The 11841-nt window shown below is 56.3% G+C and carries 12 protein-coding genes; 1 reads left to right on the forward strand and 11 read right to left on the reverse strand.

The genetic code is table 11. From position 1 onward, the window contains the following. Nucleotides 1-83: 83 nt before the first annotated feature. Nucleotides 84-1151, reverse strand: coding sequence for a selenide, water dikinase SelD (selD, locus tag ACVWZ1_RS08690; protein WP_414329229.1), 1068 nt, complete (start codon nt 1149-1151; stop codon nt 84-86). Nucleotides 1152-1268: 117 nt separating this feature from the next. On the opposite strand from selD, the gene ACVWZ1_RS08695 reads away from it, so the two are divergent. After that, nucleotides 1269-4766 carry a DNA polymerase III subunit alpha gene (locus ACVWZ1_RS08695; protein ID WP_457467332.1) on the forward strand — a complete coding sequence of 1166 codons (3498 nt, stop codon included), beginning with the start codon at nt 1269-1271 and terminating at the stop codon, nt 4764-4766. A 37-nt stretch (nt 4767-4803) separates the two neighbouring features. Here ACVWZ1_RS08695 and ACVWZ1_RS08700 read toward each other — a convergent pair whose 3' ends face one another. The 10 genes from ACVWZ1_RS08700 to ACVWZ1_RS08745 all read right to left on the reverse strand — a co-directional run bounded on the left by ACVWZ1_RS08700 (nt 4804) and on the right by ACVWZ1_RS08745 (nt 11753). Then, nucleotides 4804-5070 (reverse strand): glutaredoxin family protein, encoded by a 267-nt coding sequence (locus ACVWZ1_RS08700; RefSeq protein WP_414522819.1) that lies wholly within the window; start codon nt 5068-5070, stop codon nt 4804-4806. Between the two features lie 9 nt (nt 5071-5079). Next, entirely contained in the window at nt 5080-5907 is an 828-nt protein-coding gene (locus ACVWZ1_RS08705) for a carbon-nitrogen hydrolase family protein (RefSeq protein WP_457467333.1), read from the reverse strand. A gap of 41 nt (nt 5908-5948) precedes the next feature. Continuing rightward, nucleotides 5949-6170: a DUF2839 domain-containing protein gene (locus ACVWZ1_RS08710; protein WP_011432808.1), complete on the reverse strand. Its 222-nt coding sequence runs from the start codon at nt 6168-6170 to the stop codon at nt 5949-5951. Between the two features lie 149 nt (nt 6171-6319). After that, the gene (locus ACVWZ1_RS08715; RefSeq protein WP_414522818.1) at nt 6320-7066 is read right to left on the reverse strand and encodes an anti-sigma factor domain-containing protein; all 747 of its coding nucleotides are present in this window, start codon (nt 7064-7066) and stop codon (nt 6320-6322) included. Continuing rightward, entirely contained in the window at nt 7063-7644 is a 582-nt protein-coding gene (locus ACVWZ1_RS08720) for a sigma-70 family RNA polymerase sigma factor (protein ID WP_457467334.1), read from the reverse strand. The genes ACVWZ1_RS08715 and ACVWZ1_RS08720 overlap by 4 nt, the downstream gene beginning before the upstream one ends. A 298-nt stretch (nt 7645-7942) precedes the next feature. Continuing rightward, entirely contained in the window at nt 7943-8743 is an 801-nt protein-coding gene (locus ACVWZ1_RS08725) for a DUF4394 domain-containing protein (RefSeq protein WP_414341748.1), read from the reverse strand. Nucleotides 8744-9024: 281 nt separating this feature from the next. Beyond that, nucleotides 9025-9807, reverse strand: coding sequence for an ABC transporter permease (locus ACVWZ1_RS08730; protein WP_457467335.1), 783 nt, complete (start codon nt 9805-9807; stop codon nt 9025-9027). A gap of 1 nt (nt 9808) precedes the next feature. After that, nucleotides 9809-10555: a class I SAM-dependent methyltransferase gene (locus ACVWZ1_RS08735; RefSeq protein WP_457467336.1), complete on the reverse strand. Its 747-nt coding sequence runs from the start codon at nt 10553-10555 to the stop codon at nt 9809-9811. 42 nt (nt 10556-10597) lie between these two features. Further along, nucleotides 10598-11233 (reverse strand): FHA domain-containing protein, encoded by a 636-nt coding sequence (locus ACVWZ1_RS08740; protein ID WP_457503147.1) that lies wholly within the window; start codon nt 11231-11233, stop codon nt 10598-10600. A 31-nt stretch (nt 11234-11264) separates the two neighbouring features. Next, a complete protein-coding gene (locus ACVWZ1_RS08745) occupies nt 11265-11753 on the reverse strand; it encodes an RNA-guided endonuclease TnpB family protein (protein ID WP_457467338.1) in 489 nt (162 codons plus the stop codon). Between the last annotated feature and the right edge of the window lie 88 nt (nt 11754-11841).

The raw sequence follows: 11841 nt of genomic DNA on the forward strand, positions 1-11841 counted from the left end.
TGCTTGACGCAATCTTCATACTGAGCCCTCTATCGAGACTTTGCATGAGACTTTGCATGGTGAGTATTGCCAGAGGGTCTTCTTCAGGCTGCCGCTGGGCTGAGGCTGATCTTGCCGGTAACATGGATTCTGGTGTCTCCAGCTTGGCATCGGCCAATGCGACGGGCGTAGGGGTAGCCGGCACTGTGCAGCTCTTGCAAGAGGTCTGAGGTGTAGCCGGGATCCACCGCCACCAGCAAGCCCCCGCTGGTTTGGGGATCTGCCAGCAGCAGTTGCTGCCACTCGGGCAGGGATTCTGCCTGTACCCCCTCATAGCCCTGCCAATTGCGACGAGCCGCCCCTGGAAAGATCCCCGCCTCTGCCAGCGAGAGCGCTTCTGCCAAAAACGGAATGGAAGCCAGATCCAAACTGGCCCCCACTCCCGAGCCGCGACAGACTTCCAGCAAGTGTCCCACCAGGCCAAACCCTGTTACATCCGTCATGGCGTGAACTTGCGGTCGCCGAGCCAGTTGCGAGCCGATGCGATTCAGCTGGGTCATCACCTGCAAAACTTCCGCGTAGCCTGCCGCACTGAGCTGACCCTTTTTCAGAGCGGTGGTCATCACCCCGATCCCCAGCGGCTTGGTCAGGATCAGATCGTCCCCGGCTTGGGCCGTGGCATTGCGGCGAATGTGGTGTGGATGGGCCAAACCTGCTGCCACCAAGCCGAAGATGGGCTCCGGCGAATCGATGGAGTGCCCCCCTGCCAAAGGGATCCCGGCTTCTTGGCAAACCTGGATCCCTCCGGCCATGATCCCTTGGATGGCCTGCATCGGCAGGGTATTGACCGGCATGCCCAAAACCGCCAAAGCCAGAATGGGAGTGCCCCCCATCGCGTAGACATCGGAAAGGGCATTGGTCGCCGCGATCCGACCAAAATCCACCGGCTCATCCACAATCGGCATGAAGAAGTCGGTGGTCAAAATTAGGGCTTGGTGGTCGTTTAGTTGATAGACAGCCGCATCATCGCTGGTTTCAGCTCCCACCAACAAAGCCGGATTTGGGGAGAGCAGGGGTACATCCCTGAGAATTTGTTGCAGCAGGGCCGGGGCAATTTTACAGCCGCAGCCGCCACCGTGGGAGTACTGGGTGAGGCGAATGGGAGCATCCATAGATTCAAGAAAAGGGAAAAAACATCAGCTGACTTTACTGTAGCGGCATCTGCAAGCAGTCGAGAAATGGACACGCTGAGTTAAGGTTAAAGGGATCCCACTATCCATAGCGTTGCCATGTCTTTTGTTCCTTTGCATCTCCACAGCGAATACAGCCTCTTGGATGGCGCCAGCCAATTGCCGCGTCTGATCGAGCAGGTGGTGGCTATGGGTTTGCCGGGGCTGGCCCTGACGGATCACGGTGTCATGTATGGGGCGTTAGAGCTGGTGAAACTGTGTAAAAGCAAAGGGATTACTCCAATCATCGGCAATGAAATGTATGTAATCAACGGCGATATCCGCGACAAAAGCCGCAAGTACCCCAAGTATCACCAAGTGGTTCTGGCCAAAAATACCCAGGGCTACAAAAACTTAGTGAAGCTAACCACCATTTCCCATCTACATGGCATTCAAGGGAAAGGGATTTTCTCTCGCCCCTGCATCAACAAAGAGTATTTGGTGCAATACAAAGAAGGGCTGATCGTCACCAGCGGCTGCTTGGCAGGAGAAGTGCCTCAAGCTATTTTGCAGCGGCGGCCAGAAATTGCCCGTGAAGTTGCCGCTTGGTACCAAGAGCAGTTTGGGGATGATTATTACATCGAGATTCAGGATCACGGTTATCAAGAAGATCGCTTTGTCAATGTGCAGTTGGTGCGCATCGCCCGCGAATTGGGGATCCCGATCATCCTCACCAACGATAGCCATTTTATTTCCTGCTGGGATGTAGAGGCCCACGATGCGCTGCTCTGCATTCAAACAGGCAAATCCCTTACTGAAAAAAATCGCCTTCGCTACACCGGAACCGAATACCTGAAAAGCCCAGAAGAGATGCGCCGTCTCTGCCGTGACCATTTGGAACAGGAGGTGATTGACGAGGCCATCGCCAACACCCTGAAGGTGCTGGAAAAGATCGAGGGCTATGACCTATTTGGGGAAATGCGCATGCCCGACTACCCGGTTCCACCGGGCCATTCTGCCGATAGCTATCTCACAGAATTGGCCTGGCAGGGGCTGGCGAAGCGCTGCGGTGTTGCTCAGCCGGATCAGATCCCCCAAAACTACCAGGAGCGCCTGCGCTTTGAGCTGAACATCATCCAACAAAAGGGCTTCTCCAGCTATTTCCTGGTGGTCTGGGACTACGTTCGCTATGCCCGCGAGCAGGGGATCCCGGTGGGGCCGGGGCGAGGCTCGGCAGCAGGATCCCTGGTGGCCTATGCCCTACAAATTACCAACATTGACCCGGTTAAATACGGCCTACTGTTTGAGCGATTTCTCAATCCAGAACGTCAATCGATGCCGGATATCGATACGGATTTTTGCATCGAGCGGCGGGGAGAGCTGATCGACTATGTGACCCGCAAATACGGCCAAGAGCGAGTCGCCCAGATCATCACCTTTAACCGCATGACCTCTAAAGCCATTCTCAAAGATGTCGGTCGAGTCTTAGACATTCCCTACTCAGAAGCCGACAAAATGGCGAAATTGATCCCGGTATCCCGAGGCAAGCCCGCAAAATTGGAAGAGATGATTGGCGAGGATACTCCCGCTCCAGAGTTCAAAGAAAAATACGAGAAAGACCCAACCACCCACCGCTGGATCGAGCTGGCACGTTTGTTGGAGGGCACCAACAAAACCTTCGGGGTTCACGCTGCCGGTGTGGTGATTGCTAAGGATCCCTTAGATGAGATCGTGCCTCTGCAGTACAACAATGAAGGCCAAATTATCACCCAGTACTCGATGGAAGATATCGAGTCTTTGGGCTTGCTGAAGATGGACTTTTTGGGTCTGCGCAACCTGACGATGATTCAGCGGGCAGTGGAACTGATCCGAGAACACAATGGCGTCAATATAGATCTGGATAACCTACCCCTAGACGACAAGAAAACCTACCAGCTTTTGGAAAAGGGAGAGCTGGAAGGGATCTTCCAACTGGAATCTTCTGGCATGAAGCAGGTGGTGCGGGAGCTCAAACCTTCCAACCTGGAAGATATTTCTTCAGTATTGGCCTTGTACCGGCCAGGCCCATTGGATACGGGAATGATCCCCGACTTTATCGATCGCAAGCACGGTCGCAAACCGGTAACCTATGCCCACGAACTCCTCAAGCCCATTCTTCAGGATACCTACGGAGCCATCCTCTACCAGGAACAGATCATGCGCATTGCCCAAGACATGGCCGGATACACCTTAGGCCAAGCCGATCTGCTGCGGCGAGCGATGGGGAAAAAGAAAGTCTCCGAGATGGAGAAACACCGCGAGCAATTTGTGCAGGGGGCAGCCAAGCGGGGTGTAAGCCAAGAAGTTGCCACAGAATTGTTTGATCAAATGGTTGCTTTTGCCGAGTATTGCTTCAATAAATCGCATTCTACTGCCTATGGGTTGATTACTTTTCAAACAGCTTACCTCAAGGCCAATTACCCAACCGAATATATGGCAGCCTTGCTCTCTTCTGTGGGGGGGGATCAGGACAAGGTACAGCGCTACATCACCTATTGCCTGTCAATTGGGATCCAAATTCAGCCACCGGATATCAACCGTTCTGGAATGGACTTTACTCCCCAGGGATCCAGCATTTTGTTTGGCCTGGGAGCCGTGAAGAATGTGGGGGAAGGTGCCATTCAAAACATTCTTGCCGCCCGTCAAGCTGGTGGCCCCTTTACCTCTCTGGCCGATTTCTGTGAGCGGGTGGATCTGCGTATTGTTAACCGTCGTGCCCTGGAGGCCCTGATTTGTGCGGGCGCTTTTGATTGTATTTCTGGAAATCGTAAACAACTAATTGCCGATTTGGATCCCATCCTCAGTTGGGCAGCGCAGCGAGCCAAGTCCAAAGCCATCGGCCAAGCCAGCTTGTTCGATCTACTGGGGAGCAATAGCAGCGCCGGCAATGGATTTGTGGAAGCTCCGCGTGGGCCGGTTACCGAGGATTTTCCACCCCAGGAAAAGTTGAGGCTGGAACGGGAACTGTTGGGGTTTTATGTCTCGGATCATCCGCTGCGTCGCATTCAGGAACAAGCGCGGCTACTGGCCCCCGTCAACCTAGCTGACCTGGGCGGCTGTGCAGCCGATGCCTCTGTGGGTGTTCTCGCCTTGGTGACTGCCATGAAAAGTGTGACAACCAAGAAAGGGGATCGCATGGCCATTTTGCAACTGGAAGATCTCACCGGCAGTTGTGAAGCGGTGATCTTTCCCAAAACCTACGAACGTTTGCGAGGTCGCCTGGAGGTGGATCAACGGCTGTGGGTCTGGGCCAAAGTGGATCAGCGGGATGAACAGGTGCAACTGATTGTGGAAGATTTACAACCGATTGAATCTGTTAGCTGGGTAACGGTGGAGATCCCTCTCGACTCTGCCGGGACACTGGAGGATCGATATCGTTTACAAACCTTGATCGCCCGCCAACGCTCGGAAACCAAAGAAGAAAATCGCATTCCTGTCGTGGCTGCCATCACCGCCCATCCCCATACCCTTTGGGTGAGAATGGGATCCCAATTTTGGGTTAACAATGCCCAAGCCGCCGTTGAAGCCCTGCGTCAAGCCGGCTACACCGCCCGCAGCGAATCGCTGCTCTCTCCATAGGCATGGCAGAGAAAGCTCCGGCAGCAGCAGGAGAAATTCAACGGAGCTGTTTCTCAAGCCAAGCCCGCAACTGGCTCACCGTCAGCCGAGGGGAAGGACGTGGCAAAGGTCGCTCGGGATCCCCTGCCAGGGTGAGCACGGGAACTTTCAGTTGGTATTGCTCCCACCAACTCGGGTTGGAGGTGATGTCGCGGATTTCCAACAGGGTGATCTCAGGGATTTGCCGCAACTTATCGGCCAAGCCTTCGCACAGGTGGCAGCCGGGCTTGCTGTAGAGAATCAGCGCAGGCCAAGGGGATGGCATAGCGGATCCCTAGCGGGTGACGGTGCAGGCCAGCCGACGGTGTTGTAGGGAAGGCATCTGCCGCCTGACCAACTGGAAACGCTCTGGGTTAATTTCAGCAATGGCCACCCCCGGTTTTTCGCCACCCGCATCCGCCAAGATAGTCCCCCAGGGGTCCACGATCATGGCATGGCCGTGACACTGTCGCCGCTCGTAGTGGGTGCCCACCTGGGCGGGGGCTATCACGTAACAGGTGTTCTCAATGGCCCGGCATTGCAGCAAAACCTGCCAGTGATCCCGACCCGTGTAGGCCGTGAAGGCGGCAGGGATGAGCAAAATCTGGGCTCCGCGATCCACCAGGGATCGGTACAGCTCTGGAAAGCGTACGTCGTAGCAAACCGACAAACCGAGGTTCCCCAGTTGCTCTTGCTCGCAGGTGACCACCTCATCTCCGCTGACCACCGTGTTCGACTCGCGGTAGGTATTGCCATCGGGCAAATTCACATCGAACAGGTGAATTTTGCGATAGCGGGCCAGCTCTTTGCCGTCAGGGCTGTAGAGGGCGGCGGTGTTGTAAACTTTGCCCTGCCCATCCGGCACAGGATACCCTCCTCCCAAAATAAATACCTGGTAGCGCTGGGCCATCTTGCTCAGAAACTCCTCAGCCCGCTCCGCAATCTCGGGGGCAAGGCGGGCTTTCTCGGCTTCCGGCCCCATGAAGGCAAAGTTTTCCGGTAGCGTCACCAGCTCGCACCCCTGGCGCGCCGCAAAGTCGATCCACTCTTCCGCCTGCTGCAAGTTGCTGGCCAGATCGGGAATGCTGGTCATTTGAATGGCGGCTGCCAGATAAGAGCGCATAGACGGAAACTCCAAAGGATGCTAAAGGGGATCCGACAGGCTCAGCCGACCAGATGCCACCAGCCCAAGGCAGGCCCCACAAATCGGATCACCACCCAAACAATCGCCAGCAGAATAATGCCTGCCCAAGCACCACGGGTTGTCCAATTGTAGATCGCGCGAGCTTGCCCTTTGGTGAGGGGAATGTCTTTGAGGTTGGGAAACACCAGCTCTTGGTCGGGATCTTGGCTGATGCGGGTTTTACGGCGCTTTGCTTCGCCCATGGGGTAGCCTCCGAGTTCTTCGCCGGGTGGCGACTTTTATCTTAAGGTTTTCTGTCTGGGTCACAAGACTGGGTGGATATCAATCTGCATAATAATCGCCTATTTACGCCATCAGGCCACGCCAATCCATGGGCCTGCCGATGCTTTCCCTAGCCGGAAATCCACAAGGGGGATCCTTCGTGCTCTTGGGGACGATTGCCATCCTCTTCGGTAATGGCCACAGCCCGCACCCATTCTGTAGATTCAAACACCGGCGGTAGGCGCAGCTCCTGTTGGCGATTTCCTGTTTCATCCACCGGAAAAGCTGCCACGAGAACGGCCCCCGCCCTATCGGTGGTAAAGGGCGCCTCCGGTTCCAGCACCACCCACAGGGCATAGACCCGGCCTTCCGGCAAAGGCGGCAAACCTTGGGCCACCAATCGCCCTTGCAAGCGCTGGGGATCCACCTCAAGCTTGACCGAGCCGGCCAGGTTCTCCGCAGTCGGCTGCAACTCATAAGTCAACACCTCGGCAGGGATCCCTTGAGTCTGGGCTAGCTGCAGCCTGCGCCACAGGTAGAGGTTCCCCAGCCCCAAAGCGACGATCAAGCCTGCGGCCACTGCCCCCAAGCCCCGCTGCCAGAGACGGGATCCCTTGGCAACCCAGGTGGGGGTGTGCATCGGTTGGGCTGCCTGCGCCTGCAACAGAGAAGCCCGCAGGGCGGGGGGAGGTTGCTTTTCCTCTATACCGTAGGCTGTCTCCAATGCCTGTTGCAAAGCCTGCAGTTCTCGGTGCAGCTCCGGGCGCAGCTTGAGCAATGCCTCCAGCCGGTCGGCCTCTTCCGGGGAGAGATCCCCCAGCACATAGCCTGCCAGCCACAGTTGCAGTTCTTCGGGAGACACAGATTCGGCTTTCATGAGGGGCCTCCCAACAACTCGCGCAGCCGCAGCAGAGCCCGCCGAGCTCTGGCTTTGACCGTTCCCAAAGGCAGATCCAGTTGCTTGGCAATTTCCGTTTGGCTCATGCCTTCGTAATAGGCCATCTTTAAGACTTGCCGTTGACTTTCGGACAACTCGGCCAAGGCCGTTTGCACCTCGGTCACCCGTTCCGCTTGAGCCAACTGCTCCAAGGTGGGATCCGCAGCAGGACTACCCTGCAATTCCACTCTGCCCTGTTCCAGGGAGCGCTGTCGATTCCGCCAAGAGCGCAGCCGATCCAAACAGCGAGAGCGAGCCAAGATGCTCAGGTAGGTGCGCAGGGATCCCCGCCTGGGATCGAAGGCAGAACGGGCCAAGTTCAAAAAAATATCTTGGGTGAGATCTTCGGCTTCGGCAGTGTTGCCCAGCATTTTGCAGGCAATTCCGTACACCAAGCCGGCATGTCGGTCGTAGAGAATGGCCAGAGCTTGTGACCGGCCTGCTTTTAGGGCTGCAAACACCTCTGCATCGGTTTTTTCCTGCAGGGATCCCTCAGCTTTGTCGCCCTCGATCTTCATGAGCGGGAAGAGGAAACGGGATGGAAAAGAGAAAGAAACTGCAGAGGCACAAGCATCGCCCAGAGTAATCCAAGCAGGGCAGCGGCTCTCATAATTTATCGTCTGCATAGGCGGAGGTCAACCCCGAGCTAAGGGGAGATAGAAGGCCCAATCCTGAGCTGGGATCGGGCCGGGTCAAGGATCAACAGCAGCAACGATCTCAAAACGATTCCAACAATTGGTTCCAAATCAATGAATCCAAAACATTGATTAATGTTGATTAACCTTGATTTAGATAGGCAAATGGGAATCGGCTTTCCTAGAGGGCGGCCAAGCCAAAGAACGGCCCACCTGGCAGGGTGCCCAGGGATGTGGCACGACCGGTGTTGAGGTCAATTCGATACAAGGTGGAGCCGCCGATGGCAAAGCCGGTATCCACCCCATCAGCAGTACGGATGTCAAACCCGCCCACAGGGCCGAAGTTCACCCCCAGGGGGCCAATGGGCACCTGAACCCCATCGTTGGGGGGATTCTGCAACACCAGCAGGTTCCGTTGCCCGTCGATGTTCAGCAGCCGCGTGGATTGGGCACCCGCCACATTGTTGGTGTAGGCGGCGGCGGTGATGGCCGGCTGGGATCCCTGTAGTTCCATTGGGCCAAAGGCCAAAGGTCTATCTTGGATCACTTCGCCCGTATCCACATTGATGCGGAAGTTCTGGCCATTGGCTCCCACCAAGCGCAGCCGATCCGGAACAGGGTTGAAATCCATGCCAGAAAGCGTGCCCGCGGTGAAGGGAACCGACAGAGTGCTGGCCACGGTAGCGACACCGGTCTGCAAGTTGATGGTGTAAAGGATGCTGGTGTCGGTCAGCCCGTAAAGCAGCCGGTTGGCAGGGCGCACATCGATACCAATGAGGTTGCCGTTCACTCCTGTTACCGTCAGGGATCCCTGCACAAAGGCATCGGCAGAGCGGATGAAAGTGAGGCGATTGCCGCCGCTCAAAGCCACCAAATCCGCTTGGAAAGGCATCATCGAAGACGAAGTGCTGCTGCCGCAGCCCAACAGGGCAAAACCACCGGCTACCACAGAGGCTGCTACAAAGCTCGGGTGTTTGTGCATTGAAAATGCTCCTCAAAAGATCGACAGACCATCAAAATCACTGACAGGACAAGTCGCCCCCCAAACCACAGGATGTGTGGCTGCAGATCGCTATAGTGGAAACCTTTTTTTGCAGTCCATCGAGAGAACTCCCGGATCCCGGCTGCAGGCTGGGATCCCCTCTGCCTTGTGAAGGAGAAGGCAGTTGTTCTCTGCGATGGCAGCGCATGGGGAGCGTCTGTAGAAATTACTCAACTCCCCAGAACTCGGATGCCTGGGATCCAAGGGTTTTGGACCAGACTTTAACTGGAAGCGCTGGTGTAGAAGCGCAGGGCAAAGCGCCAGAAAAGATGGGATCCCCACAACAGCCCCGCCGCCAGCAGACCGGATCCCAGCAGCCACGGCCATTGGACTCGCCCCAGCAAGGTCTCCGCCGGGATGGTGGTCAAGAAAGCCACCGGCACGATGAAGGTAAAAAACACGCGGTAGGCCACCGGATAAGCCACCATCGGGAACCGCCCTGCCTCTACCAAGCCCCGTAACACCTCGGTCACGTTGTAGATTTTCACAAACCAAATGCTGGTGGCTCCCAACATAAACCAGAGGCTATAGAGGATGATCAGCCCCAGCAGCAGAGGCAACAGCCCCACCGCATAGGCCCACCCGGGCAAGCCCAACTGGATCCCGGCATGGAGAATGAGCAGTAGGCCAAAACCCACATCCGTCAAGCCCCAGGGGGAAAACACCCTGGCCGACAGCCAAAACTGGCTGCTGATCGGCTTCAGCAAAACAAAATCCAAGGTGCCTTCCTGCACCTGCTGCACAATGCGATTGAGATTGACATTAAAGACGCTGGCTGCCACCCCCTGCAGAATGGTGAACACCCCCAACACGATGAGCGCTTCCGGCCAACTCCAACCGCCCAGCCGATGCCCCTGCTGATAAAACAACGACAGCCCAAACAGAGCCGATCCCAACCCACCCAAACTGCTGAGGCTGGCAAAGAAAAAATTGGCGCGGTACTCCATTTCCGCCGCAATTGAGGTGCTCCAGAACAGCCACAACACCCGCAGATAGCGCGTCATCTTAGGAATCGGTCTTCCACTTACGGTAGCAGCGAGCAGTAATGAAGTAGGGGTGAAATATCTCTAAAAAGTGGCTTTGTAAAACCTGGAAAAACTCCTCAATCCTTTGCGGATCGTCCAGATGAAAAGGAAACTCGCCGTTAAACCCCTTGAAAAAGTACCAGTTGATCAAAAGCTTACCTGACGGCTTGAGCCAGTCGTAAAACTGCCGCAACTGCGCTGCCGGATCCGCCAGATGTTCCACCACATCGAAGCAGATGACGGTGTCAAAAAAGATCTCTTCTGGGAAGTTTTCTGGACAGTGGATGCGCTCGGTTAAGCCCAGCTTTTCCGCCCGCCATTGCACAAACTGCCGATGGATGGAGTTGATATCCCAGAAGATCACCTGATCCACCGCTGCGCAGAGGGCCGCCCCGATAGCATGGGTGCCGATGCCGCCGCCAAAATCCAGCACCAGCCCGCGGGCATGATCCGCAACCAGGCGTAAGGTATCGCCGATGTAGTCGGTGCTGCTCAGGTGCCAAGCAGCCAAGTCCAGCAAATAGGCGGATCCCACCTGATCCCGATAAAACGCATCTGCCCGATCCCAGCCAAAGTCTCGCCGGCCCAACTCCGCCAATTGCTGCTGCCCTGCCCGCAGTTTCTCCCGCAGATCGGCAGCCCCAAGGCCCAGGAAGGATCCCAGATGGTCTTCTAGGTCAAAGGCATTTTGCCAGTAGCCGCTCAGCGCAGGTGGAATGGGGGGCACAGCAATCAGAGCTCGATCATCTGCTGAATTCGGGGCAGGGAATCAGGCGGCGGTAAAGTCGCCGTTTTTTTTCGGGATCTCTTCCGAGGTTTTCTTCTGGGATCCCAGCAGGGCCCTGTGGCCGCCGGGGGATAAAGGCTTTAACAGACCGGCCAGGGTTTCGGGAGTGAGGCGGTCGGTGCTCTCCACAATTGCCGTCACATTCGGGCCAAAGCCTATCTTATCCAACAACTCAAGGCGATGGGACAAAACCCGTTTCCCATTGACGAATAGGCCGTTGGTGCTGCGGCCAGATCCAGAGCCGCCATCGAACACCACATAGCCATATCCAACCCGGTTCTCATCGGGAATGCGGATGATCAACGCATGCTTGCGAGAGACGCAAGGGTCGTAAAGGCGAATGTGGTTGTTCACTGCCCGGCCTACCGAGTAGTAAATGTTGTCCAGGACAACACCGCGCCGACCCATCTGATCGGTGAAGATCAAGACCAGGTGAGCAGGGTTGGGTTGGGCAGCAGAAGCGTTCATGCTATGGGTGCGCTCGGCGTGGTTGAGGTGTTGGAAACGGCAGCCCAAGGACGGCCAGGCAACGAAGCTGCAGTTAACCCCAGAATGAGGACTTCCCCCTCTTATCGCCCGCCATCGGCTCAAATCATACACCACCATCTTATTTGACATTCTCCCCCGCCTGAAGCCGGGGGATTCTTTCTCAGGTTGCAGAATGACTCCTGCTTACTGAGCTACACCGGGTATGGGGTCGAAACCTCAACCCGATGGGGGATGCCATCACCCCAACTACTGGGACATCAAACTGCCCCAGATACTTTCGTCTCAGATTTACCGACCCTACGCCGTCGCGGTGAAACCGAAAGCCACAAGCCCGGCAATGATACTCCCTACCCCTGGGCTTGTGGAGCATGTGGCAACGCGGGCACTTCTGCGAGGTGTACCGTTCCTCTTGCAACACCACCCACATCCCCAACTTCTCTGCCTTGTAGGTGAGCAGCCGCCGCACCTGTCCCGACAGCATTTGGTGGATTTTCTGGTTCGCTACCTTGTTGTACTGGGCCGACCGCCGGATATCCCGGATGTCCCCAATCACAACCGTCTGCACGCCTCGCCTGTGGAGCGTGGAGACAAGCCTGGTCGTTTGCTTGTGTAAAACGTCCGTAATCTGTCTACGCAGCCTAGGTGACATACTCCCGCACTCATGCTGACGCAAAGCGCTCCGCGCCGCTAAAGCGAAAGAGTGCGGGCTTCAAGGACTCCGTCCCGCTGACGCGAAC

The sequence above is a fragment of the Thermostichus sp. MS-CIW-25 genome (assembly GCF_054060015.1).

Bases quoted from the DNA above. Each gene is read 5' to 3' on its own strand.
- selD (WP_414329229.1), bottom strand. From the start codon at position 1,151: ATGGATGCTCCCATTCGCCTCACCCAGTACTCCCACGGTGGCGGCTGC.
- ACVWZ1_RS08695 (WP_457467332.1), top strand. From the start codon at position 1,269: ATGTCTTTTGTTCCTTTGCATCTCCACAGCGAATACAGCCTCTTGGAT.
- ACVWZ1_RS08700 (WP_414522819.1), bottom strand. From the start codon at position 5,070: ATGCCATCCCCTTGGCCTGCGCTGATTCTCTACAGCAAGCCCGGCTGC.
- ACVWZ1_RS08705 (WP_457467333.1), bottom strand. From the start codon at position 5,907: ATGCGCTCTTATCTGGCAGCCGCCATTCAAATGACCAGCATTCCCGAT.
- ACVWZ1_RS08710 (WP_011432808.1), bottom strand. From the start codon at position 6,170: ATGGGCGAAGCAAAGCGCCGTAAAACCCGCATCAGCCAAGATCCCGAC.
- ACVWZ1_RS08715 (WP_414522818.1), bottom strand. From the start codon at position 7,066: ATGAAAGCCGAATCTGTGTCTCCCGAAGAACTGCAACTGTGGCTGGCA.
- ACVWZ1_RS08720 (WP_457467334.1), bottom strand. From the start codon at position 7,644: ATGAAGATCGAGGGCGACAAAGCTGAGGGATCCCTGCAGGAAAAAACC.
- ACVWZ1_RS08725 (WP_414341748.1), bottom strand. From the start codon at position 8,743: ATGCACAAACACCCGAGCTTTGTAGCAGCCTCTGTGGTAGCCGGTGGT.
- ACVWZ1_RS08730 (WP_457467335.1), bottom strand. From the start codon at position 9,807: ATGACGCGCTATCTGCGGGTGTTGTGGCTGTTCTGGAGCACCTCAATT.
- ACVWZ1_RS08740 (WP_457503147.1), bottom strand. From the start codon at position 11,233: ATGTCAAATAAGATGGTGGTGTATGATTTGAGCCGATGGCGGGCGATA.
- ACVWZ1_RS08745 (WP_457467338.1), bottom strand. From the start codon at position 11,753: ATGTCACCTAGGCTGCGTAGACAGATTACGGACGTTTTACACAAGCAA.